The following is a 22,783-nucleotide window of genomic DNA, read 5'->3' as shown; positions in this document are numbered from 1 at the left end:
GGGTGGGTTCCTGACCGCGAGACTTCAACCTGGCGACGAGACAGCGGCGTAGCGCTGCAGTCTCGTCGCTGGGGTGAAGTCTCGCGGCTGGGTCGAGGACCGGAGAGCGCGTCGGAGAGAGAACAGCTGGGCCGAGTCTTCGGGGCCGATCAGCGGCAGACCGGCGGAGCGCAGCATGGCACGCAGGGGTGTGGCGGCGATCGCCTCCGCCCACCCCCAGTGCACGACCGCTCGAGCACCGCGTTCGAAGAGCCGGGCATCGCGGGCATGGCGCTCGCGCATGACGGTGTTGTGCGCGCCAAATCGACCGTCGTACTTGAGGTCGCCGTCGCCCTCGCCGACGATCCGCATCTCGGGCCACCACTTATCGACACGATCCCCCGCGGATGCTTCGTCCCCGAGCCAGACCTGGAGCTCGGGTCGAGGAAAGCCCAGCCATTCGAGCACGGCTCTGTCGACGGATTCGAGCGGAGACTCGGCCGATGGCGACACGCGGTCCAAGACCCACCGCGCGCGGAGTCGACCGCGCGACGAGGCGCGCGATTCGTTCTCTCCGACGAGGGAGGCCGTCCCGATCCCGGTGTCCTGCCGCAGCGCCGCGTCGCCGACGGCAAGAGCCACGGCGTTGTGCCGCGAGCGGGCGAGATCGATCACCGTGTCGCGGACGGTGGTGCGCAGCATCCCACCTGCGGTGTCCATCGAACGGTGCTCCGACGTGGTGTGGACCAGCACGCCTCCCGACACGCGCGACGTCGACGAGTCGTCGCGAAGGACATGGACGGTGCCGGGATCACCGAACACTGGCAGGCCGTGGAGCACGCTGGCCGATTCGAGACAGAACACGCTGTCGGGATGCCGTAGAGCGGCCGCGTGCACCCGCGCCGCGTAACGATCCCACGGAGCGAGGGCGTTCCATTCGTCGCTGAGTGCGTACACGCCACGGAACACGCGCGTCAGTTCTCCCGATCGCACGCCCCGTGACGCGTCGCGGACTTCTGCGGTGGGGATGAGGGCGATGGGACTTCGGGCGACGTCGGGCTCGTTCATGAGGGAAGGCTCTCGCTCTCTGCCCGGTCGTCGGCGGCGATCTCCGAATGCTGTGGATCGCCGCCACCTCTTCGTGCCCTGTGCAGGCGCGGGCGCCCGCCCGCCGCCCGCCCGCCCGCCGACCCCGAGACTTCATCCCGTATACGAGACTGCGCGTGAGGGTAGCTGTCTCGTATAGGGGATGAAGTCTCGGGGTCAGGATGCGGGGGCGAAGACGCCGGGCCAGAGGGACGCCGCCAGGGGGTACCCCACGAAGGCGACGACGTCGAGCAGGGTGTGGGCGATGACGAGGGGCATGACGCGCCCCCAGCGCTTGTAGCACCAGCCGAAGACGACGCCCATGACGACGTTGCCGAGCACCGCTCCGAGGCCCTGGTACGCGTGGTAGGCGCCGCGGAGCGCGGCGGTGGAGAGAATGATCGTCCACCACGACCAGCCGATGCGACGCAGCCGGTCGAAGAGGTACGCGATGAAGATGACCTCTTCGGTCAGGCCGGCACGCATGGCCGAGAGGACGAGCAGAGGCACCGCCCACCAGGCGGAGTCGATCGGCGACGCCACCACGGCGACGTTGAAGCCGGTCACGCGGGCCAGTGCATAGAGCCCGAGGCCGGGGATGCCGATGATGGCCGCCAGCGCGACGCCGCGGCCGAGGTCGCCGCCGAAGCGCGTGAAGTCGAGCCCGATGCGCCGCAGCGCGTTCGTGCCGGGCTCCCACAGCAGGTAGATGACCAGCGCGACCGTCGCCAGGGCGAAGCCGACGGAGAGCAGGCGGTAGAACGCGTCCCAGAGAGCCTCGGCGTCCTGCGCCGGGTTCAGCTGCGTCTGCTGCTGCCCGATCGGAGTCGTCCGCAGCGATGCACGGATCAGCGAGAGCACCGAGTACAGCGCCGACTGCCCGACGCTGATCGCCAGGACGAGCGAGACCTCCCAGATCCAGCGCGTCCGCGCCGCCGGGGTGATCGGGGTGGGTCCCGAGGGCGGGGCATCCGTGGGCATCCTCCCAGGGTGCCACAGGGCGATGTGCGACGATTCTCAAGGTTTTTCACGCAGGAGGTCGACAAGCTTTATGGGTTCGGGACGAAAGCCGAAGAACATCGTGCGGGCAGCGGTCGCCGCCGTCGCCGTGGTGGCGCTGCTGAGCGGCTGCACCGCCGCGGCGCCGCCGACCGAACCGGAGCCGACCCCACCGCCCACGACGGCGACGGTCGGCGTCGTCGGCCAGTTCACCAGCTTCAACCCCGAGACGTCGCAGGGTGCGACCCACGCGAACCTCGCCGTCTCGCAGTATCTCCACGAGTCGTTCGCCTACATCGGAGACGACCTCCAGGTCACCGGCAACACGGGGTTCGGCGAGGTCGAGAAGATCTCCGACGACCCGCTGACCGTGGTCTATTCGCTCCACGAGGGGCGCAAGTGGTCGGACGGCACCCTCGTGACCATGGAGGACCTGCTGTTCGGCTGGGCGGTCAACACCGGATGGTTCGACGACGCCGCCTACGACGAGCAGGGCAACGTCGTCAGCGGCACGCGCTACTTCGACACGGCGAAGACCGAATCGCTGAACAGCGGCACCGAGCGCGCCGAGATCGACACGCGCAAGCGCATCATGACGGTCACCTACGACGACCCGTTCGCCGACTGGAACCGCCAGTGGCTGCTCGACCGCCCGCTCCACGTCGTCGCCCAGAAGGCGGGCGTCTCCGCCGGTGACATCCTGCGAGTCATCCGCGAGGCGCCGAAGGGCGACCCCGAGGCGCCCGCCGAGCCGAACGCGACTCTTCTCGCAGCCGGACGCGCGTGGTCGACCGGGTTCGACGTCGACCCCGCCGCGCCCGATCTGTCCGGCGCGGTCTCGAACGGTCCGTACATGGTGGAGTCGCTGCAGAGCGACCGCCTCGAACTCGTCCGCAATCCCGTCTACGAGGGCGCCAACTATCCGGCCATCGATCGCCTCACGGTGCGCTTCTTCCCCGATGAGCAATCGCAGCTCGACGCGGTCCAGGCGGGCGAGGTCGACGTGGCCAACCTGGGGGCCGTCTCGGAGGCGACGATCGGACGCCTCGAGTCGGCCGGCGCCGAGGTGCTGACCGGGGCGCGCCCGCGCACCCTCAGCCTCATCTTCGTCGACGAGGCCGAACGCATGGACGACACGACCCGCGAGGCGCTGATGTTGTCCCTCGACAGGAAGCACCTCGTGGAGGAGTCGGTCGGTGGGGTGAATGCGGATGCGGCGCCCCTGCGCTCGTTCATCTCCTCTGCCGCGTCGGGGTCGGCGTACCGCGACGTGATCGCCGACAACGGTTCGCCCGGCGACGGGCCCGACGTCGACCGGGCGACCTCCCTGCTCGACGGGGAGGAGCCGCAGGTGCGCATCCGTTACGAGCCGACCGACACGGTCGCCGCCGATCTTTTCGCAGAGATCGCGCGCATGGCCGAGGCTGCGGGCATCGACGTCCGCCCCGCCGGCGACGACGACCAGGCCGACGCGGAGCTCGTCTCGGCCGACGTGAGCGGTTCGCTCTACGAGACGGCCCGCCAGCGCGTGACGGAAGGTGCCGGGGGAGTGGACGCCGTTCGGGCTCTGCTGGAGATGCGTCGGAGCACTGATCCCGAGCAGGTCATCGAGGTCGGGCAGGACGTGGACCGTGCGCTGTTCGATGATCTGTACGGGATGCCGCTCGTCGAAGCGTCGGGGGTCGTCGCTCACTCCGCGAAGGTGAGCGGGGTCTCGTACACGAGCTCGCTGTGGGCCGCTCCGAGCCAGTTCTGGACGTGGCAGCCTGTCAAATGACCTGAAGGCGGGTCGTTTTTGTCAGATTGCTACATCAGACGCGCCGCGAGTTAAGGGTATGTAACGTTTGCGCCGATAGTTTTGACCAAGGCTGATCGTTTACTTATCGTTTCCCTATCTGTGTCCCGCCGAGGCCCCCCCGATTCGGCGTGGACGCGCTCACCCCTTGCACAGGAGGAAATGTGTCGAAGAACACGTGGCGCAAACGCGCCCTCGTGACCGGAGCGGGAGTGGCCGTCACGGCGCTCGCGCTCGCCGGTTGCACCGGAGGCGGCGAATCGGCCGACTCGTCGAACAGCGGCGAAGCAACAGCGTCGATCATCACGACGAACGGATCCGAGCCGGAGAACCCGCTGATCCCCACCGCTACCAACGAAACCGGTGGCGGCAAGATCCTCGACGCGATCTTCGCGGGCCTGGTGTCCTACGAGGCCGACGGCACCGCCGTCAATGATCTCGCCGAGGAAATCACGGTTGACGACCCGCAGAACCTCACCGTCAAGATCAAAGAGGGTCAGACCTTCTCCGACGGCGAGGAGGTCACGGCCGACAACTTCATCAAGGCGTGGAACGACGGCGCCCTGTTGTCGAACGAGCGCAAGAACAGTTACTTCTTCGAGGACATCGAGGGATTCAGCTACGACGAAGACAGCGAGCTGACCGGCCTCGTGCAGGTCGATGACTACACCTTTACGATCGCACTGAACAAGCCCGCCTCCGACTTCGCTCAGCGCCTGGGCTACTCTGCGTTCTACCCGCTCCCCGATGTCGCATTCGAAGACTTCGACGCGTTCGGTGAGAACCCGATCGGTAACGGCCCCTACAAGCTCGCTAGTGACGGCGCGTGGCAGCACGACGTGCAGATCGACCTTGTCAAGAATGACGCCTACCAGGGCGTACGTCAGGCGCAGAACGGTGGCCTCACCATTACGTTCTACGCCTCGCAGGATTCGGCATACGCCGATCTGCTTGACGGGGCCGTCGATGTCATCGACGCCATTCCGCCGGCAGCCATGGCATCGTACGAGTCCGATCTCGGCGATCGTGCAGTGAACCAGCCCGCCGCCATCTTCCAGTCCTTCACGATCCCCGGACGCCTGGAGCACTTCTCGGGCGAAGAGGGTCAACTACGTCGTCAGGCTCTGTCGATGGCCATCAACCGTGATGAGATCACCGACACGGTCTTCCAGGGCAGCCGTACGCCGGCCAGCGACTTCACCTCGCCGGTCATCGACGGCTGGTCCGACAGCCTTGAGGGCGCCGAGGTGCTCGAGTTCAACCCCGACCGCGCCGTCGAGCTGTGGGCCGAAGCCGATGCGATCTCGCCCTGGAGCGGAACCTTCCAGATCGCTTACAACGCCGATGGCGGCCACGATGTGTGGGTCGACGCGGTGTCGAACTCGATCAAGAACACGCTCGGCATCGACGCGTCGGGTGCCGCGTACCCCACATTTGCCGAGCAGCGCGAACTCGTTACGTCGCGCGCGATCCAGACGGCGTTCCGGACCGGATGGCAGGCCGACTACCCCGGTCTGTACAACTTCCTGGGCCCGCTGTACGCGACCAACGCATCGTCTAACGACGGTGACTACTCGAGCCCCGAGTTTGACGACCTGCTCGCGCAGGGTATTTCGGCCACGGACCCGGCTCAGGCGAACGAGTTCTACCAGCAGGCTCAGACTGTCTTGCTGCAGGATCTTCCCGCCATCCCACTGTGGTACTCGAACGTCACCGGCGGATACGCCGAGGGCGTTGGGAACGTCGAGTTCGGCTGGAACTCGGTGCCGCTCTATAACGAGATCACCAAGGGGGAGTAGCTCCTTCGTCATACACCTCGCGAGGCGGTGGCGTCAGCCACCGCCTCGCGACATGTGTCGCCGGTAATCTTGTCGCTTCGGTGACGTGCGGGCGATGACTTCAGGTGCGCAGACCATTCCGCGTCTGCGTGCCGACTGATCTCGGAGGGAGATGAGGATGGCCACTTACATCCTCAGACGCATTCTGCAGGTGATCCCGGTGTTCTTCGGAGCCACCCTGCTGATCTATTTCATGGTGTTCGCCATGCCCGGCGACCCGATCGCCGCCCTATTCGGCGATCGTCCGCCGAACCCTGCTCTGCTCGCTCAGATCCGGGCCCAATACCATCTCGACGACCCGTTCATCGTGCAGTACTTCTACTACATCATCGGCGTGTTCCAGGGTGATCTCGGCGTCAGCTACTCGGGCCAGCAGGTGAGTGAGGTCCTCGCGCGCACGTTCCCCGTCACCCTTCGTCTGGCCGTCATGGCGATCGCGATCGAGCTCATCCTGGCGATCGTCATCGGAACGATTTCGGCGCTCCGCAAGGGTAAGTTCTTCGACAACACGTCGTTGGTCGTCGCACTCACGTTCGTTGGTGTACCCGTCTTCGTGTTGGCGTTCCTCGCCCAGTACTTCCTAGCGATCCAACTGGGCTGGTTCCGAGCCACCGTCGGCGCACAGAACGGGTGGTTCGATCTTCTTCTACCGGCGATCGTGCTCGGCATCAGTCTTTACGCGACGAGCATGAGGCTCACCCGGGCTTCGGTCATCGATACCCTGAACCAGGATTGGGTGCGTACCGCCTACAGCAAGGGTCTCTCGCGTCGCCGCGTAATCCCCGTACATGTGCTGCGCAACTCACTCATCCCAACGATCACCAATACCGCAACCAACTTCGGCGTGCTGCTCGTGGGTGCAACCGTGACCGAGGGTATCTTCAACGTGCCCGGTGTTGGCAACACGCTTTACCAGGCCACCATCCGCCAGGAGGGGCCGACCGTCGTCTCCTTCGTGACGGTATTCGTCATCGTGTACGTGCTGGTCAACCTCGTGGTCGACCTGCTCTACGGCCTGCTCGACCCGAGGATCCGCTATGCCAAGTGATCGCCTCTCTCCCACGCACTATGTCGCACCCTTAAAGGACGCGGTCGTCGAGGTGGATGCCGTCCGCGTCGACGAGAAACCGAGCAACCTCTGGCGTGACGCCTGGATCGACATTCGGCGGCGTCCGACGTTCTGGGTCACCGCCGTCGTTGTCGTCATCATCATCGCGATGGCTTTGATGCCGACGCTTTTCACGCAGGTCCCGCCGAACAACGACTGCCAGCTGTCCAATAGCAATGGCGGCCCGACTGCCGGACACCCGCTGGGGTTCACGTTCCAAGGCTGCGATATTTGGTCGCGCATCGTCTGGGGTGCGCAGACCTCACTCCTTGTGGGGCTCCTCGCGACGATCATTGGCTCCGTCGTCGGCGTCGTTGTGGGCGCCCTCGCGGGCTTCTACGGCGGATGGCTCGACTCGGTGCTCTCGCGAGTCGGCGACATCTTCTTCTCAATCCCCTACATCCTGGCCGCGATCGTCGTCATGAGCGTGTTCTCGCAGAACCGCACACCGCTCGTCCTCGCTCTTGCCATCGGCGGTTTCGCCTGGGCGTCGACGGCTCGTGTCATCAGAGCCGAGGTACTGCGCGTGCGTCAAGCCGACTTCGTGATGGCGTCGCGTGCTCTCGGCCTCTCCCGGTTCCGGACACTGCTCGCTCACGTTTTTCCGAACGCGCTTGCCCCTGTGATCGTCGTCTCGACTATCACGCTGGGTGCGGCGATCTCGGCCGAAGCGACTTTGTCGTTCCTCGGCGTCGGTCTCGGTAGCAGCACGATGTCATGGGGGCTCGACATCAGCGCGGCTCAGGCGTCGCTGCGCGTGGCCCCCATGGCGCTCATTTACCCGTCGATTGCGTTGACCGTCACGGTCCTTGCATTCATCATCCTGGGCGAGTTGCTTCGCGACGCCCTCGACCCGAAGGCGAGGGCACGCCGATGAGCGCTGTCGAGAACGCACCGTTGCTCTCCATCCGCGACCTGCGCGTCGCGTTCGATGCAGGCAAGGTTTCCCGTGAGGTTCTTCACGGCGTTAACTTGGATGTGCATCGCGGCGAGACAGTCGCGATCGTAGGGGAGTCGGGCTCCGGTAAGTCGACGACTGCGTCAGCGATCATCGATTTGCTGCCCGGCACCGGTCACGTCACGTCGGGGTCCATCATGCTCGACGGGAAAGACCTCACGGGCCTGACGAGGACGCAGATGGAGCGCATTCGTGGTCGTGAGGTCGGCTACGTTCCCCAAGACCCCATGTCTAACCTCAATCCGGTGTGGAGCATCGGGTTCCAGGTGAAGGAGGCCATCAAGGCGAATGGGGTCGCGGCTGGGCGTAAGGAGATCGAGCAGCGGGCGATAGAGGTTTTGCAGCAGGCAGGACTGAAGGATGCTGCGCGCCGCCTCCACCAGTTCCCGCACCAGTTCTCCGGAGGTATGCGTCAAAGGGCGCTCATCGGCATCGGTCTCGCGGCCGACCCGAAGCTGCTGATCGCCGACGAGCCGACGTCTGCTCTCGACGTCACCGTGCAGCGCGTCATCCTCGACCACATGGCGACCCTTACGCGCGACAAGGGCACCTCGGTGCTCCTTATCACCCACGACCTGGGATTGGCCGCGGAGCGCGCCGACACCATCGTGGTGATGAGTCAGGGCGAGATCGTGGAGTCTGGCCCCAGCCGCGAGATTCTCGAGAATCCGCAGCACCCATACACACGCAAACTGGTCGCGGCGGCGCCTAGCCTGGCATCGAAGCGCATCCAGGCGCGTGCCGAAGACCGCGGTATCACGCATGCGAAGAATGCGTCGGGAGCGGTAGCGATCGAGGTGAAGAATCTCGCCAAGGAGTACAAGATCCGCCAGGGCGGTTTCCGAAGCGAACCGTTCAGGGCCGTCGATGGTGTTTCGTTCGAGATCCCGCGCGGCAAGACTCTCGCGCTCGTCGGTGAGTCTGGGTCGGGTAAGTCGACGGTCGCAAAGATGGTTCTGATGCTCGAACCGCCGACGTCGGGGACGATCTTGATCGATGGTCAGGACGTCGCCGCATCGTCGCGTCGCCAGACCTTCGATCTGCGGCGTCGGATGCAGCCCGTCTTCCAAGACCCTTACGGTTCGCTCGATCCACTACGCAATATCGGGAACACCATCTCCGAGCCGCTCGAGATTCACAAGGTGGGCGACAGTAAGACGCGACGCGCGCGTGTGCTTGAGCTGCTCGATCAGGTATCCCTCCCGCGAGAACTCGCGGCGCGCTACCCGAACGAACTCTCCGGCGGCCAGCGACAGCGTGTCGCGATCGCGCGGGCGCTCGCCCTCAAGCCCGACATCCTCGTCCTCGACGAGGCTGTCTCCGCGCTGGACGTCCTCGTGCAGGACCAGATCCTCAACCTTCTTTCCGATCTGCAGAGCGAGCTCGGCCTGAGCTACCTCTTCATCACGCACGACCTCGCAGTCGTGCGTGTGGTGGCTGACTTCGTCGCCGTTATGGAGCGAGGCAAGATTGTCGAGCAGGGCACGGTGGACGAGATCTTCGCAAACCCCTCCGAGGATTACACACGGCGGCTGCTCGACGCGATCCCCGGCGCCTCGATCCCGACAGGTCGCTTGTCCTGACACGCGCGAACTGTCGGTCGACCGGGCGTCCTGGCCCCTTGGTCTCATTTCCGCGCTGAGCCTCGCTCCTAGCAGATGTGGTGGTGCACGGCAGCTTCGCGCAGGCGCTTATCGTCGCGCCCTGGCTCTTGCTGGCGCTGTGGATGGCGTAGGTGATCTGGGTCGCGTCGCGCATCTCGACCGACAGGACCGGCGTGACGGTGCAGAATCTGCTACGTCGCACGCGTGTTCTGCGGGGGCGAGTGAAGGGCATAGAGCTTCGTTGGTAGATGGTGCTCATGCTCGACGACGGATCGCCGGTGCGTGTGTTCGGTGGGCCATCGCCATCCTGCCAAAGGGCGCTGCGCGGGCGTACCGGCCCAGACGGCTCTACCCGTCAGACCGGGCAGATCGTTGTCGATTGGATGGCCGCGGAGGACGGTGACGCTGGGCTCGTGCGGCCGAGCTGGGACGTCCGCGCGTTCATCGTCGTGGCTGCGATCGTGGTGTGGCTCGTCTGCGCGGCTGTCGTGCCCGCTTGCCCTGTCGGGCCGGATAGACTAGAGGGGCCCGATTCCGGGCGCCCTCCCCGAACCGCAAGGATTATTCATGGCGCACGCCCTCCGTTCCGATTTGCGCAACGTCGCGATCGTCGCGCACGTCGACCACGGCAAGACGACGCTCGTGGATGCGATGTTGCGCCAGACGGGCTCGTTCGGCTCGCACGAGCACATGGAAGAACGCGCCATGGACTCGAACGATCTCGAGCGCGAGAAGGGCATCACGATCCTCGCGAAGAACACGACGATCACGTACAACGGTGCCCACACCGAAGAGCCCATCACGATCAACGTGATCGACACCCCCGGTCACGCCGACTTCGGCGGCGAGGTCGAGCGCGGTCTGTCGATGGTCGACGGCGTCGTGCTGCTGGTCGACGCGTCGGAGGGTCCCCTCCCGCAGACCCGCTTCGTGCTGCGCAAGGCGCTCGAAGCCAAGCTCCCCGTCATCCTCCTGGTCAACAAGACCGACCGGCCCGACGCCCGCATCGCCGAGGTCGAGGAAGAGGCGCACGACCTGCTTCTCGGTCTCGCCTCCGACCTGCAGGACGACGTGCCCGACCTCGACGTCGACGCCCTGCTCGACGTTCCCGTCGTCTACGCGTCCGGCCGCGCCGGCGCCGCCTCGCGCAACCGCCCCGACAACGGCGCGCTGCCCGACAACGACGACCTCGAGCCCCTCTTCGGCGCGATCCTCGAGCACGTTCCCGCTCCCGCGTACGACGACGAGGCGCCGCTGCAGGCGTGGGTCACCAACCTCGACTCCTCGCCCTTCCTCGGCCGCCTGGCGCTCCTGCGCGTCTTCAACGGAACGCTCAAGAAGGGCCAGACGGTGGCCTGGGTGCGCGCCGACGGCTCGACGAGCAACGCGCGCATCACCGAGCTCCTCAAGACCCGCGCACTCGAGCGCTACCCCGCCGAGTCGGCGGGCCCCGGCGACATCGTCGCCATCGCCGGCTTCGAAGACATCACGATCGGTGAGACGATCGCCGACCCCGACGACGTGCGTCCGCTCGCGCAGATCCACGTCGACGACCCGGCCATCTCGATGACGATCGGTACGAACACCTCGCCGCTCATGGGCAAGGTGAAGGGCCACAAGCTCACCGCCCGCATGGTGAAGGATCGCCTCGACCGCGAGCTCATCGGTAACGTCTCGATCAAGGTCGTCGACATCGGACGCCCGGATGCCTGGGAGGTCCAGGGTCGTGGCGAACTCGCCCTGGCGATCCTCGTCGAGAACATGCGTCGCGAGGGCTTCGAGCTCACGGTCGGCAAGCCCCAGGTGGTCACGAAGAAGGTCGACGGCAAGACGTACGAGCCCTTCGAGCACCTGACCATCGACGCCCCCGAGGAGTACCTCGGCGCCATCACGCAGCTGCTCGCCGGCCGCAAGGGGCGCATGGAGGGCATGACGAACCACGGCACCGGCTGGGTGCGCATGGAGTTCGTCGTCCCCTCGCGCGGCCTCATCGGCTTCCGCACCGAGTTCCTCACCACCACGCGCGGCACCGGCATCGCCAACGCGATCTCGCACGGCTACGAGCCGTGGGCCGGCGCCATCTCGACCCGTCAGAACGGGTCGATCGTGGCCGACCGCTCCGGTGTGGTGACCCCGTTCGCGATGATCGCCCTGCAGGAGCGCATGTCGTTCTTCGTGCAGCCGACCCAGGAGGTCTACGAGGGCATGGTCGTCGGCGAGAACTCGCGCGCCGACGACATGGACGTCAACATCACGAAGGAGAAGAAGCTCACGAACATGCGTGCCGCGAGCTCCGACACCTTCGAGTCGATGACCCCGCCCCGACTGCTGACGCTGGAGGAGAGCCTGGAGTTCGCCCGCGACGACGAATGCGTCGAGGTGACCCCGGAGGCCGTCCGCATCCGCAAGGTCGAGCTCGACGCGAACGTGCGCGGCCGCACCGCGTCGCAGCGCAAGCGCCAGGACGCCGGGGCCTGAGACTCCCGCACCCACGACGAAGGCCCCCGGATCCGTCCGGGGGCCTTCGTCGTGTCAGCGCAGTTCCGACACCATCACCGCGCTGGTCCCCGGCAGGAGCGCCTCGAACACGTGGGCGGCGTCTCCGGCGTACGACAGGTAGTCCCCGGGCTCGAGCACGACGGCCGCATCGGACGGACCCACGCGCGCTTGTCCGCCGATCAGCACGACGTGCTCGGTGGTTCCGCGCTGGTGCGACTTCAATAGACGTGGTTCGCCGGCCCTGAACCGTGCCGAGGAGCGCGCCGTACGAAGCCTGATCTAGTGAAGGCGACGACTCAAGTAACTCGGATCGACTCGCCCACGACGCATTCATAGCCGCTCACAGACGGTACAATCCAGGCTTTTGCGGTGCTTGAATCCACAAATGTTACTGAACCGGAACTGACGCAGGTCGCCATTCCTCCGTCGACTCCGATTGTCTCGGTCACGAGGAACTTGTCTTCCCCGTATCCATTCTCTATTCCTGCAAACTGGCCACTGGACGGAAATGACGGCATTGCGTTGACGTACACGGTTGTCGACTGGCCAGATACTGGGCCGTTGGTGGTGGCGTACGTGCTCGTCACCAAGTCTTTTCCGACGAGAAATGGTTGGCTATGCACCTGGGCTTGAGCTGCACCCGCGGGGAGTAGGCAAGCCATCGAGATCACCGCACCGGCCGCGATAAGTGGTGCTGTTCTAGTTGTCTTCATTTTGACCTCCGATCTGCAAAACGGATTTTCGGTAATTCCGAGTCAACGTTCTAATGAGGCTCACTGCAACGGGTTGAGGATCGCCATCAGGTGGCATAGGGTCCGAGCGATCGCGTCAGTTAATGTTCGCGCCGTAGCGGCATGGGCTTCGAGGCGGTCGGCTGCGAAGCCCCAAGGCCCCCGCCACATGCGTGAATTTTTGTACGACTCAAGCTTGTCGTGATGTCCTGTACTTAATGGCTCACCCCATCGAGCTCTCGCTAAAGCTCACCTTCTCTTTGAAGCGCCGATGGTGCTTTCGGGCGGGGCTAGTGATCATTGACGGCTCGCTACTGGAGGCGTGAATCGTCGCAGCGCAAGCGCCAGGACGCCGGGGCCTGAGACTCCCGCACCCACGACGAAGGCCCCCGGATCCGTCCGGGGGCCTTCGTCGTGTCAGCGCAGTTCCGACACCATCACCGCGCTGGTCCCCGGCAGGAGCGCCTCGAACACGTGGGCGGCGTCTCCGGCGTACGACAGGTAGTCCCCGGGCTCGAGCACGACGGCCGCATCGGACGGACCCACGCGCGCTTGTCCGCCGATCAGCACGACGTGCTCGGTGGTTCCGCGCTGGTGCGGTGTGGACAGGCGTGGTTCACCGGGCTCGGCCCGGATCAGGTAGATGTCCCGCCGCGCGTTCGGAGGACTCGCAGACAGCAGCGACGCGAGGTACGGCGCGGCCGAAGAGGGAACGCCGGGCGCCTCGGCGGCGCGCACCAGGGTCGGCGCGCCCGTCTCCCGGTCGACGAAGACGGCGAACGGCACGCCGAGTGCATCGGCGAGGGCCCAGAGCGTCTCGACGCTGGGATTGCCCGATCCGCCCTCCAACTGCGACACGGTCGCCTTCGACACCCCGGCGCGCCGGGCGAGCTCGGAGACGGAGACGCCGGCCGCCTCGCGTTCACGGCGCAGGGTGTGAGCGATGCGGGGTCCCAGGATCGTCATGCGTTCAGTATGTCAAACGATCGTTCAGCTTGACTAGCCACCCGAGCGCGTTCACACTGTCAGTCATGCGTTCATTCCGGCGAACAGACGGGCAGCGCGACGCCCAGTCGCGTCGGGCCGCCCGTCAGGGGCTCGCGGTGGCCCTGGCGACGAGCGCCTACGGCATCTCGTTCGGCGCGCTCTCCGTCGCGTCCGGTCTCGACGTCTGGCAGACCTGCGTGCTGAGCCTGTTCATGTTCACCGGCGGATCGCAGTTCGCGTTTGTCGGGGTCATCGGCGCGGGAGGGCCCGCCGCGGCGCCCGCCGCGATCGCGTCGTCGGCGCTCCTGGGAGTACGAAACGCCGCGTATGCGATGCGCATGTCGCCGGTGGTCGGACGCGGCTTCTGGCGTCGAGCGGCGGCGACCCCCTTCACCATCGACGAGTCGACGGCGGTCTCGCTCGCGCAGACGACGACCCGGGCGCGCGCGGTCGGGTTCTGGGTCACCGGCATCGCGATCTACGTCGGCTGGAACATCTCCACTCTGGTGGGCGCGCTCCTGGGCGACGTCCTGGGGGATCCGAGACAGTACGGGCTGGATGCTGCGGCCGCCGCCGCTTTCCTCGCTCTGCTCTGGCCGCGACTGAGGGGTCGGCAGGCGATCGCCGTGGGAGCCGCGGCGGCCGTCGTCGCTGTGCTCCTCACGCCGGGCCTCATGCCCGGCGTGCCCGTGATCGTCGCGGCGCTCGTCGCACTGGCGGTCGGGTGGTTCAACCTGCTCTGTGAATCCGACCGGCGCGGGGGAGCAGCATCCGAGCCGGTCGACATCCCCGAACGGAAGGGCCTGCCGTGAGTCTGTGGAACGCCGTGCTGCTCGCCTCGGTCATCTGCGTCGCCGTGAAGGCCGTCGGCTATGCGGTGCCGGGCCACTGGCTCGAAGCCCCCCGCCCCGCTCGGATCGCCGATCTGCTCACGGTGGCGCTCTTGGCTGCCCTGGTCGCCGTGCAGACCCTCGGGGTCGGGCAGGCCATCGTCTTCGACGCGCGCCTGCCGGCCGTGCTGGTGGCGGGAGGGCTCCTCGCCGTCCGAGCGCCGTTCCTCGTCGTGGTGGCCGCTGCTGCGGCTGTCGCTGCGCTCCTGCGTCTGTGGGGCTGGGCGAGCTGAGAGGGGCGCTGAGACGCCGCGGATACACTGACGCGGTGACGACCACGGTATCCCGCCTGCTGACCTGGCTGATCGCGGCGGTGATCGGTGTCGTGTACGGCACGGCGGCCACCGTCGCGCAGGCCTTCACGATCGGTGTGCTCCCCGTGGGGCTCGTGCTCGCCACCGTCGGCACGACCGCGCTCTTCGTCGCGCTGCGCCTGCTGGTGAGCGACCGGTGGACGACCCTGGCCGCAGGCCTCGGCGCCATCCTCGCGATGGTCGTCTTCTCGGGTACCGGCCCGGGCGGATCGGTGATCGTGGCGGCTCCGACACCCGACACGGAGTGGATTCCGCTCACGTGGACCTTCGTCGTCCCGATCATCGTCGCGCTGGTGTTCGCGTGGCCCGACACCTCACGCCTCCCCGCGCCCCGTAAACTGGACGAGTGACGTATGTGATCGCTCTTCCGTGCGTGGATGTCAAAGACCGCGCCTGCATCGACGAATGCCCGGTCGACTGCATCTACGAGGGTGAACGGTCGCTCTACATCCACCCCGACGAATGCGTCGACTGCGGTGCGTGTGAGCCGGTCTGCCCCGTCGAGGCCATCTACTACGAAGACGACCTGCCCGAAGAGTGGTCGGACTACTACAAGGCCAACGTCGAGTTTTTCGACGACATCGGCTCTCCGGGCGGTGCCGCCAAGGTCGGCGTGATCGCGAAAGATCACCCCGTCATCTCGGTTCTTCCGCCCCAGGGCGAGTAGGCCGATGGGCGTCGCCGATCTCGCCGACTACCCCTGGGATGCCGTCGCTCCGTACGCCGAGACGGCCCGGCGTCACCCGGGCGGCATCGTCGATCTCTCGATCGGTTCGCCGGTCGACCCCACGCCCGACGTGATCGCCGACGCGCTGAAAGCCTCGACCGACGCGCACGCGTATCCGCAGACCGCGGGAACACCGCTCCTGCGCGAGGCGATCGCGCACTGGTACGCGCGCCGGCGCGGGGTCGCGGGTCTCGCGCCAGAACACGTGCTCCCGACGGTCGGCTCCAAAGAGCTGGTCGCGCTGCTGCCCCTCCTGCTCGGCGTGGGCGCTGGAGACACCGTCGTGCATCCACGGGCTGCCTACCCCACTTACGAGGTCGGTGCGCGACTGGTGGGTGCGACGCCGGTCGCAGCCGACGATCCCGCCGACTGGCCGACCGGCACGAAGCTCGTCTGGATCAATTCCCCCGGAAATCCCGACGGGCGCGTGCTCGGGGTCGACGACCTCCGCCGTGCGGTGGCGCGTGCGCGCGAGCTCGGCGCGGTGCTCGCCTCCGACGAGTGCTATGCCGAACTCGGCTGGGAAGGGGAGTGGGCGGATGCCGCGGTCCCCAGCATCCTCGATCCCCGTGTCGTCGCCGACGACCTCACCGGCGTGATCTCGGTCTACTCCCTCAGCAAGCAGTCGAACCTCGCGGGATACCGCGCGGCTTTCCTCGCCGGCGATCCGACGATCGTGGCGAAGCTCCTCACGGGTCGCAAGCATCTCGGTCTCATGCCGCCGGCGCCGGTGCAAGCGGCGATGGTCACGGCCCTCGGCGACGACGAGCATGTCCGCGCCCAGAAGGCCCGCTACGCGGCGCGCCGGGCCGTGCTGAAGCCGGCGATCGAGGCCGCCGGGTTCCGCATCGACCGCAGCGAGGCGGGTCTCTACCTCTGGGCCACGGAGGGGCGCGATGCCTGGGAGAGCCTGGGCAGGCTCGCCGATATCGGCATTCTCGCCGGCCCCGGCCACTTCTACGGGTCGCACTTTCCGCAGCACGTTCGCCTGTCGCTCACCGCGACCGACGAACGGATCCGCACAGCCGCCGAGCGGTTGCGGTCGGCGTAGATCCGTCCATTTGGTTGCGACCTCCATCAGACCGGTCCATCCTTTGGCGGTGTCCGCCGTACCCGCCGACGACTTATAGGCTGTAAGAACCGATCTGATTTCGCGAGGAGGCGCCATGAGCGACGCGGCAGCGCAGGACGACAAGGCCACCGTCACCGTCGGCGGCACCACTGCTGAATTCCCGGTCATCCGAGGAACCGACGGCGCCCCGAGCGTCGACATCTCGACTTTCACCCGGCAGACGGGTCACACGACCCTCGACTACGGGTTCGTCAACACGGCGTCGACGAAGTCGGAGATCACCTTCATCGACGGAGACCAGGGCATCCTGCGATACCGCGGCTATCCGATCAGCCAGCTGGCGCAGAACAGCACCTATCTCGAGGTCGCGTGGCTGCTGATCTACGGTGAGCTGCCGACCGCCGACGAGCTGGCCGCGTTCGACGAGCGCATCCGTCGCCACACCCTTCTCCACGAAGACCTGAAGCGCTTCTTCTCGGCGCTTCCCCACACCGCGCACCCCATGTCGGTGCTCTCGGCGGCCACGGCGGCGCTCTCGACGTACTACGAGGGCGAGTCCGACCCCCACAACCCCGAGCACGTCGAACTCAACACCGTGCGCATGCTGGCGAAGCTGCCCGTCATCGCGGCCTACGCGCACAAGAAGAGCGTCGGCCAGGCGTTCCTCTACCCCGACAACTCGCTGGGCTTCGTCGACAACTTCCTCAAGCTCAACTTCGGCGTGCACTCCGAGCACTACGAGGTCAACCCCGTGATGTCGCGCGCACTCGAGCGACTGCTCATCCTCCACGAAGACCACGAGCAGAACGCGTCGACGTCGACCGTGCGCCTGGTCGGTTCGACGGGTGCCAACCAGTTCTCGTCCATCTCCGCCGGCATCAATGCCCTCTACGGTCCGCTCCACGGCGGCGCCAACGAGGCGGTGCTGGCCATGCTCGGCCGCATCCGAGACTCCGGTGAGAGCGTCGAGCGTTTCGTCGAGCGCGTGAAGAACAAGGAAGACGGCGTGAAGCTCATGGGCTTCGGGCACCGGGTCTACAAGAACTACGACCCGCGCGCCAAGCTCGTGAAGGAGTCGGCCGACGAGGTGCTGCAGGCCCTCGGCGTGAGCGATCCGCTGCTCGATCTGGCGAAGGAACTCGAGGAGATCGCCCTCCACGACGATTACTTCAAGGAGCGCCGTCTCTACCCGAACGTCGACTTCTACACCGGCGTCATCTACAAGGCGATGGGCTTCCCGACGCGCATGTTCACCGTGCTGTTCGCCATCGGCCGACTGCCCGGGTGGCTCGCGCACTGGCGTGAGATGCAGCACGACCCGCAGACCAAGATCGGTCGCCCGCAGCAGCTCTACACCGGAGCGCCCGAGCGCACCTACCCCGGCGCCTGAGCGCGCTCGCCCGTCTGACGACGAAACCCGTTCCTCGCAGCGAAACCCCCGCAGAACGTCGGGGTCTCGCCGGGGGAACGGGTTTCGTCGTTCTCGCCGGGCGGCGCTATGCGTGCAGCGCCTCGTTGAGGGTGACGCCGACACCCGAGCGGACGGATGCCTCGACCGCGCCGGTGAGCGAGTTGCGTCGGAACAGCAGCCCATCGCGACCCGACAGGTCGGAGCCCTTCGCGGTCGGGCGGGCGCCGTCGGCGTTCGCGGGCTGGTCGGCGAGCACGATCTTCGATCCGGCGGTGACGTAGAGGCCCGCCTCGACGATGCAGTCGTCGCCGAGCGAGATGCCGATGCCCGCGTTGGCGCCGAGAAGCGTGCGGGCGCCGATCGACACGCGGTGCGACCCGCCGCCCGAGAGGGTGCCCATGATCGACGCCCCGCCCCCGATGTCGCTGCCGTCGCCGACGACGACGCCCTGCGAGATGCGGCCCTCGACCATCGAGGCGCCCAGGGTGCCGGCGTTGAAGTTGACGAAGCCCTCGTGCATGACGGTCGTGCCGGGGGAGAGGTAGGCGCCCAGGCGCACGCGCGAGGCATCGGCGATGCGGACGCCCGCCGGCGTGACGTAGTCGAGCAGGCGGGGGAACTTGTCGAGGCTCTGCACCTGGATGCCCTCGCGCAGGAGGAACGGGCGCAGACGCGTCGCGTCGTCCGGATGCATCGGGCCCGCGTTGGTCCACGCGACGTTGGGCAGGTGGGCGAAGATCCCCGTCAGATCGACCTCGTTGGGCGCCGCGAGCCGGTGGGAGAGCGCGTGCAGACGCAGGTAGGCGTCCGCGGTCGAGGTGGGCGCAGCATCCAGGTCGACCTCGATCGCGATGACCTCGGTAGTCACCGCGCGCCGAGGGTCGGCCACAGCCAGCTGGTCGAGGGTCGCGGGCGGGATCGCCGGGTCGAGTCCGAGTGGCAGTCGCCCGAGCGCGGGTTCGGGGAACCACGCGTCGAGGACCGTGCCGCTCTCGGTCACAGTCGAAAGGCCGAATCCCCATACCCAACGGTTGTCGCTCATGCTTCCACGGTACTGGTCCCGCCGAGGCGGGCCGTCCTCCGGGCGGGAGGCGGTGCGCGCGGTCGGTAGAATCGGGCCATGCCGGTACTCGACCTGTCATCGTCCGCGGTCGATCTCACCCGCACCATCTGCGACATCCCCAGCGTCTCCGACGACGAGGGAGCACTGGCAGACGCCATCGCGTCCGCCGTCGCCGACCTCCCGCACCTCGAGGTCTACCGCGACGGAGACACGATCGTGGCTCGGACGAACCTCGGTCGCGCCCAGCGCGTGGTGATCGCGGGGCACATCGACACGGTTCCGATCAACGCGAATCTCCCCACCCGGGTGATCGACATCGACGGCGAGCCGCACCTCTGGGGGCGCGGCACCGTCGACATGAAAGCCGGCGTTGCCGTGCAGCTGAAGCTCGCGGCCGAGCTGACCGAGCCTCGCGTCGACATCACCTGGATGTGGTACGACCACGAGGAGGTCGCCGCCGACCTCAACGGGCTCACGCGTCTCGCCCGCACGCGGCCCGACCTGTTCGCGGGTGACTTCGCCATCCTCGGTGAGCCGTCGAACGGTCAGGTCGAGGGCGGCTGCAACGGCAACCTGCGCGCGATCGTTCGCACCAGCGGCACGCGGGCGCACAGCGCGCGGGCGTGGATCGGTGACAACGCCATCCATCGCGCGGCACCGATCCTCGGACGCCTCGCCGAGTACCGCCCCCGCGATGTCGAGGTCGAGGGGCTCGTCTACCGTGAGGGGCTGAACGCGGTCCGCATCGCCGGCGGCGTCGCCGGGAACGTCATCCCCGACACGTGCGAGGTCGAGGTCAACTACCGCTTCGCTCCCAGTCGCGACGGTGAAGAGGCCTCGCGCCACGTCCGCGACGTCTTCGACGGTTTCGACGTGGAGGTCATCGACCTCGCCGAGGGCGCCCGCCCGGGCCTGGACGCGGCACTCGCGCAGGAGTTCGTCCGCGCGGTCGGGGCGGAACCCCGCCCGAAGTACGGCTGGACCGACGTCGCCCGGTTCTCGGCGTTGGGGGTGCCCGCGGTGAACTTCGGGCCCGGCGACCCGAGCCTGGCCCACCACGACGAAGAGCGCGTCCCGCTGCGCCAGATCGGCGACGTCGAGCGCGGACTCCGGGCGTGGCTGACGCAGTCCTGACACGCGCGGGGCGCGGCTGGAGGCACCTGCCGGTCGCCGCTCGGATCGGTATCGTCTACGTGCTCGCGCGCGTCGTGACGACCCTGTTCCTGCTGCTCGCCGCCCACCTCTCGGTGCAGGGCTCGCGTTTCGGCGACGGCGCCGGCTTGGGCGACTTCGCGGTCGGGTGGGATGCGACGTGGTACTGGTTCACCGCGGTCAACGGCTACCCGTCCGATCTGCCGCTGACCGACGCCGGAGCGGTCGCCGAGAACTCGTGGGCGTTCATGCCGCTGTACGCGTACGCGTCGGCCGGCCTCGGCGCGCTCCTGGGGTCGTGGGGTGCCGGAGCCCTGGTGATCTCCGTGACGGCCGGGTACGGCGCATCCGTCGCTCTGTACGCCCTGATGCGCCCGCGACTCGATCGCTCTGCGGCGATGTGGGCCGTGGTGTTCTTCGCCTCGGGCCCGCTGGCGGCGCTGTTCCAGGTGGGGTACGCGGAGTCGTTGTTCCTCTTCTTCCTCCTCGTCGCGCTCTGGTGCCTGCGGGAGCGACGGTACGGATGGCTGTACCTGTTGATCCCGCTCATGGGGTACACCCGGCCGGGGATCCTCGCGTTCGCCCTGCTGCTCGGTCTGTACGGCGTGTGGCGCTGGTTCCGGCGTCGGAGCGAGACGTTGCCGGCCCGCGAGATCATCCACATCGTCGCGCTCGGAGCGCTGGCGACGGTCGTGGGCTTCTCCTGGCAGCTGATCGCGGCGGCGGTCACGGGCGACTCCGGCGCCTACCTGGCGACGGAGCTCGCGTGGCGCCGCAACTGGCTCGGTGAGACGTCGCCGCATTTCGTGCCGTTCGACGGATTCGTCCAGGCGTCGGCCTTCTGGTTCCGCACCTGGGGGCTCGGCGAGATCGCGGGGTACGTCGCCCTCGTCCTGCTGGTCGTCGGGCTCGCCGCGGCGCTCCTCCTGCTACCCCAGGTGCGCAGGCTCGGAATCGAAGTGCGCCTGTGGTCGGCCAGCTATCTGCTTTACCTTCTGGCGGTGTTCTTCCCGCAATCGAGCATCTTCCGGTTGCTCGTTCCGCTGTCGCCTTTATGGGGCGCTCTCGCTGTCCCGACGTCGCTCGTCTGGCGCCTGAGCGTGCTCGCGCTCGCGCTCCTGGGGCAGTGGTGGTGGATCTACAACATGTACGCCCTGGGCAACACCTATTGGCAGATCCCTTGAGCCCGCCGTTATGTTGCGTTCGCTCACGATAAACTACTTAAGCAGACCTAACGACGAAAAGGAGCCACTATGGCAGCCATGAAGCCGAGAACCGGGGACGGGCCGATGGAGGCCGTGAAGGAGGGGCGCCTCATCATCGTGCGTGTTCCGCTCGAGGGCGGCGGGCGCCTGGTCGTGTCCGTCAACGATGCAGAAGCCAAGGAGCTCTACGACGTGCTCAGCGGGGTCGTCAGCGCCTGACGTCTCTTCCTTCACGATGGCGATCGCTCTCCGGAGCGGTCGCCATCGCCGTTCTCACGGGGTTTCGGGGAGCGTGGTGAGCTGGAGGAGACCCTCGCCCGTGATCGACAGGGCACCGATGACCGCGGGCGACGCCTGCGTCTCCTGGATCAGGGAACGGTAGGCGGCGGTCTGAGGATCGCGGCGCACCGGATCGGAGACGGCACCGCCGGCGAGCACCCGGGGGACCAGCACGGTGCCGCCGGCGCGGACGAGTCGCAGACCGTGCTCGACGTACTCGATGACGCCCTCGGGATCGGCGTCGATCAGCACGATGTCGTACGACGCCTCGTTCATGCGGGGGAGCACGTCGGAGGCGCGACCGGTGATGAAACGGGCGCGTGCGGCGGGGATCTTCGCGTCGGCGAAGGCCTGGCGGGCGGCGCCGAGGTGCTCGGGCTCGCTGTCGATCGTGGTGAGGGTCGCGCCGGGTGCGCCGCGCAGGAGCCAGAGCCCCGAGACGCCGCCGCCCGTGCCTACCTCGATGATGCTCCGGGCTCGGGATGCTGCGGCGATGACCGCCATCTGAGCACCCACCGGCGCGCTCACGGGCTGGGCTCCGAGTTCAAGGGCGTGCGCGCGCGCCCGCGCGATGTGCTCGGGCTCCACCGTCGCCTCCGACACGAATCGCTGGTTCGCTTCGCTACCGCTCATCTCGACCTCCTCGCACAGATTACGTGGGCGAGGCACAGCACGCGGGTAGGCGCGACGACTACGCTGAGACCCATGTTCTTCGGGCTCACGATCGAGAAGCTGCTGCTGATCGGGGTGATCGCCGCGCTCCTGATCGGACCCGAAAGGCTCCCTCGCTACGCCGAGGGGCTCGCGCGTCTGACGACCCGCGCGAAGGAGATGCTGCAGGGCGCCCGATCGCGGGTCCGTGACGAGATGGGCTCCGAGTTCGACGACGTCGACTGGCGCAAGCTCGACCCCCGTCAGTACGACCCTCGACGCATCATCCGCGAGGCTCTTCTCGACGACGCGCCGGTCGCGAGCGTGCAGGCCGCGAGCGTCGCGGCCACGATGGCTGCGGCAGGGACGGAACCGACCCGCGGGGCCTTCTCGCCCGACGTCCGACCGCCGTTCGACTCCGAGGCCACCTGACGG

22 protein-coding genes are annotated in these 22,783 nt (G+C 67.3%); 16 read left to right on the top strand and 6 right to left on the bottom strand.

Annotation, left to right across the window (positions count from 1 at the left end):
- Positions 1 to 24: 24 nt before the first annotated feature.
- Positions 25 to 1,047: a type IV toxin-antitoxin system AbiEi family antitoxin domain-containing protein gene (locus ABTU82_RS02760; protein WP_407171591.1), complete on the bottom strand. Its 1,023-nt coding sequence runs from the start codon at positions 1,045 to 1,047 to the stop codon at positions 25 to 27.
- Positions 1,048 to 1,242: 195 nt separating this feature from the next.
- Complete coding sequence (locus tag ABTU82_RS02755) at positions 1,243 to 2,046, bottom strand: CPBP family intramembrane glutamic endopeptidase (RefSeq protein ID WP_116646213.1); 804 nt, start codon at positions 2,044 to 2,046, stop codon at positions 1,243 to 1,245.
- 70 nt (positions 2,047 to 2,116) lie between these two features.
- On the opposite strand from ABTU82_RS02755, the gene ABTU82_RS02750 reads away from it, so the two are divergent.
- The 6 genes from ABTU82_RS02750 to typA all read left to right on the top strand — a co-directional run bounded on the left by ABTU82_RS02750 (position 2,117) and on the right by typA (position 11,845).
- The gene (locus ABTU82_RS02750) at positions 2,117 to 3,841 is read left to right on the top strand and encodes an ABC transporter substrate-binding protein (protein WP_407171587.1); all 1,725 of its coding nucleotides are present in this window, start codon (positions 2,117 to 2,119) and stop codon (positions 3,839 to 3,841) included.
- 182 nt (positions 3,842 to 4,023) lie between these two features.
- On the top strand, positions 4,024 to 5,658 hold the full coding sequence (locus tag ABTU82_RS02745; protein ID WP_407171585.1) for a peptide ABC transporter substrate-binding protein: 1,635 nt from the start codon (positions 4,024 to 4,026) through the stop codon (positions 5,656 to 5,658).
- Between the two features lie 157 nt (positions 5,659 to 5,815).
- The gene (locus ABTU82_RS02740) at positions 5,816 to 6,745 is read left to right on the top strand and encodes an ABC transporter permease (RefSeq protein ID WP_407171582.1); all 930 of its coding nucleotides are present in this window, start codon (positions 5,816 to 5,818) and stop codon (positions 6,743 to 6,745) included.
- Positions 6,735 to 7,682 (top strand): ABC transporter permease, encoded by a 948-nt coding sequence (locus tag ABTU82_RS02735; protein WP_407171578.1) that lies wholly within the window; start codon positions 6,735 to 6,737, stop codon positions 7,680 to 7,682. The genes ABTU82_RS02740 and ABTU82_RS02735 overlap by 11 nt, the downstream gene beginning before the upstream one ends.
- Entirely contained in the window at positions 7,679 to 9,346 is a 1,668-nt protein-coding gene (locus ABTU82_RS02730; protein ID WP_407171576.1) for an ABC transporter ATP-binding protein, read from the top strand. The genes ABTU82_RS02735 and ABTU82_RS02730 overlap by 4 nt, the downstream gene beginning before the upstream one ends.
- 588 nt (positions 9,347 to 9,934) lie before the next feature.
- Positions 9,935 to 11,845, top strand: a complete 1,911-nt coding sequence (typA, locus tag ABTU82_RS02725; RefSeq protein WP_116646220.1) for a translational GTPase TypA — start codon at positions 9,935 to 9,937, stop codon at positions 11,843 to 11,845.
- Between the two features lie 54 nt (positions 11,846 to 11,899).
- On the opposite strand, the gene ABTU82_RS02720 is transcribed toward typA, so the two are convergent.
- Positions 11,900 to 12,088, bottom strand: a complete 189-nt coding sequence (locus tag ABTU82_RS02720) for a hypothetical protein (RefSeq protein WP_407171572.1) — start codon at positions 12,086 to 12,088, stop codon at positions 11,900 to 11,902.
- A 926-nt stretch (positions 12,089 to 13,014) separates the two neighbouring features.
- Positions 13,015 to 13,563, bottom strand: coding sequence for a helix-turn-helix domain-containing protein (locus ABTU82_RS02715; protein WP_116646221.1), 549 nt, complete (start codon positions 13,561 to 13,563; stop codon positions 13,015 to 13,017).
- A gap of 65 nt (positions 13,564 to 13,628) precedes the next feature.
- Here ABTU82_RS02715 and ABTU82_RS02710 point away from each other — a divergent pair, with 65 nt between their 5' ends.
- From ABTU82_RS02710 to ABTU82_RS02685, 6 genes are all read left to right on the top strand, one after another.
- Positions 13,629 to 14,396 (top strand): AzlC family ABC transporter permease, encoded by a 768-nt coding sequence (locus tag ABTU82_RS02710; RefSeq protein ID WP_407171570.1) that lies wholly within the window; start codon positions 13,629 to 13,631, stop codon positions 14,394 to 14,396.
- The gene (locus tag ABTU82_RS02705) at positions 14,393 to 14,707 is read left to right on the top strand and encodes an AzlD domain-containing protein (RefSeq protein ID WP_407171569.1); all 315 of its coding nucleotides are present in this window, start codon (positions 14,393 to 14,395) and stop codon (positions 14,705 to 14,707) included. Before ABTU82_RS02710 ends, ABTU82_RS02705 begins: the two co-directional genes overlap by 4 nt.
- Positions 14,708 to 14,742: 35 nt before the next feature.
- The gene (locus tag ABTU82_RS02700) at positions 14,743 to 15,138 is read left to right on the top strand and encodes a DUF6113 family protein (protein WP_133241690.1); all 396 of its coding nucleotides are present in this window, start codon (positions 14,743 to 14,745) and stop codon (positions 15,136 to 15,138) included.
- Positions 15,135 to 15,455, top strand: a complete 321-nt coding sequence (fdxA, locus tag ABTU82_RS02695; RefSeq protein WP_116646225.1) for a ferredoxin — start codon at positions 15,135 to 15,137, stop codon at positions 15,453 to 15,455. Before ABTU82_RS02700 ends, fdxA begins: the two co-directional genes overlap by 4 nt.
- Positions 15,456 to 15,459: 4 nt before the next feature.
- Positions 15,460 to 16,566 (top strand): succinyldiaminopimelate transaminase, encoded by a 1,107-nt coding sequence (dapC, locus tag ABTU82_RS02690; protein ID WP_116646226.1) that lies wholly within the window; start codon positions 15,460 to 15,462, stop codon positions 16,564 to 16,566.
- A 115-nt stretch (positions 16,567 to 16,681) separates the two neighbouring features.
- A complete protein-coding gene (locus ABTU82_RS02685; protein ID WP_407171564.1) occupies positions 16,682 to 17,977 on the top strand; it encodes a citrate synthase in 1,296 nt (431 codons plus the stop codon).
- Between the two features lie 106 nt (positions 17,978 to 18,083).
- Here the strand turns inward: ABTU82_RS02685 and dapD are convergent, their stop codons facing one another.
- The gene (gene dapD / locus ABTU82_RS02680; RefSeq protein WP_407171561.1) at positions 18,084 to 19,040 is read right to left on the bottom strand and encodes a 2,3,4,5-tetrahydropyridine-2,6-dicarboxylate N-succinyltransferase; all 957 of its coding nucleotides are present in this window, start codon (positions 19,038 to 19,040) and stop codon (positions 18,084 to 18,086) included.
- A 78-nt stretch (positions 19,041 to 19,118) separates the two neighbouring features.
- On the opposite strand from dapD, the gene dapE reads away from it, so the two are divergent.
- The 3 genes from dapE (at position 19,119) to ABTU82_RS02665 (ending at position 21,637) form a co-directional block, all read left to right on the top strand.
- On the top strand, positions 19,119 to 20,195 hold the full coding sequence (dapE, locus tag ABTU82_RS02675) for a succinyl-diaminopimelate desuccinylase (RefSeq protein WP_407171560.1): 1,077 nt from the start codon (positions 19,119 to 19,121) through the stop codon (positions 20,193 to 20,195).
- Entirely contained in the window at positions 20,177 to 21,397 is a 1,221-nt protein-coding gene (locus ABTU82_RS02670; RefSeq protein ID WP_407171558.1) for a hypothetical protein, read from the top strand. Before dapE ends, ABTU82_RS02670 begins: the two co-directional genes overlap by 19 nt.
- A gap of 69 nt (positions 21,398 to 21,466) precedes the next feature.
- On the top strand, positions 21,467 to 21,637 hold the full coding sequence (locus ABTU82_RS02665; RefSeq protein ID WP_116646231.1) for a DUF3117 domain-containing protein: 171 nt from the start codon (positions 21,467 to 21,469) through the stop codon (positions 21,635 to 21,637).
- Positions 21,638 to 21,691: 54 nt separating this feature from the next.
- Here the strand turns inward: ABTU82_RS02665 and ABTU82_RS02660 are convergent, their stop codons facing one another.
- Positions 21,692 to 22,330 (bottom strand): O-methyltransferase, encoded by a 639-nt coding sequence (locus tag ABTU82_RS02660; protein WP_116646232.1) that lies wholly within the window; start codon positions 22,328 to 22,330, stop codon positions 21,692 to 21,694.
- Positions 22,331 to 22,402: 72 nt separating this feature from the next.
- On the opposite strand from ABTU82_RS02660, the gene ABTU82_RS02655 reads away from it, so the two are divergent.
- Entirely contained in the window at positions 22,403 to 22,780 is a 378-nt protein-coding gene (locus tag ABTU82_RS02655) for a twin-arginine translocase TatA/TatE family subunit (protein WP_246134023.1), read from the top strand.
- Positions 22,781 to 22,783 lie beyond the last annotated feature (3 nt).

Source organism: Microbacterium deferens, assembly GCF_045517775.1.
In the GTDB taxonomy this organism is placed as follows: Bacteria; Actinomycetota; Actinomycetes; order Actinomycetales; family Microbacteriaceae; genus Microbacterium.
The sequence above is the reverse complement of the archived record's forward strand: the minus strand, read 5'-3'. Positions and strand labels throughout refer to the sequence as shown.

Coding starts and splice junctions, on each gene's coding strand:
- ABTU82_RS02760 (WP_407171591.1), bottom strand. CDS start 1,047: ATGAACGAGCCCGACGTCGCCCGAAGTCCCATCGCCCTCATCCCCACC.
- ABTU82_RS02755 (WP_116646213.1), bottom strand. CDS start 2,046: ATGCCCACGGATGCCCCGCCCTCGGGACCCACCCCGATCACCCCGGCG.
- ABTU82_RS02750 (WP_407171587.1), top strand. CDS start 2,117: ATGGGTTCGGGACGAAAGCCGAAGAACATCGTGCGGGCAGCGGTCGCC.
- ABTU82_RS02740 (WP_407171582.1), top strand. CDS start 5,816: ATGGCCACTTACATCCTCAGACGCATTCTGCAGGTGATCCCGGTGTTC.
- ABTU82_RS02735 (WP_407171578.1), top strand. CDS start 6,735: ATGCCAAGTGATCGCCTCTCTCCCACGCACTATGTCGCACCCTTAAAG.
- ABTU82_RS02730 (WP_407171576.1), top strand. CDS start 7,679: ATGAGCGCTGTCGAGAACGCACCGTTGCTCTCCATCCGCGACCTGCGC.
- typA (WP_116646220.1), top strand. CDS start 9,935: ATGGCGCACGCCCTCCGTTCCGATTTGCGCAACGTCGCGATCGTCGCG.
- ABTU82_RS02715 (WP_116646221.1), bottom strand. CDS start 13,563: ATGACGATCCTGGGACCCCGCATCGCTCACACCCTGCGCCGTGAACGC.
- ABTU82_RS02710 (WP_407171570.1), top strand. CDS start 13,629: ATGCGTTCATTCCGGCGAACAGACGGGCAGCGCGACGCCCAGTCGCGT.
- dapC (WP_116646226.1), top strand. CDS start 15,460: ATGGGCGTCGCCGATCTCGCCGACTACCCCTGGGATGCCGTCGCTCCG.
- ABTU82_RS02685 (WP_407171564.1), top strand. CDS start 16,682: ATGAGCGACGCGGCAGCGCAGGACGACAAGGCCACCGTCACCGTCGGC.
- dapD (WP_407171561.1), bottom strand. CDS start 19,040: ATGAGCGACAACCGTTGGGTATGGGGATTCGGCCTTTCGACTGTGACC.
- dapE (WP_407171560.1), top strand. CDS start 19,119: ATGCCGGTACTCGACCTGTCATCGTCCGCGGTCGATCTCACCCGCACC.
- ABTU82_RS02665 (WP_116646231.1), top strand. CDS start 21,467: ATGGCAGCCATGAAGCCGAGAACCGGGGACGGGCCGATGGAGGCCGTG.
- ABTU82_RS02660 (WP_116646232.1), bottom strand. CDS start 22,330: ATGAGCGGTAGCGAAGCGAACCAGCGATTCGTGTCGGAGGCGACGGTG.
- ABTU82_RS02655 (WP_246134023.1), top strand. CDS start 22,403: ATGTTCTTCGGGCTCACGATCGAGAAGCTGCTGCTGATCGGGGTGATC.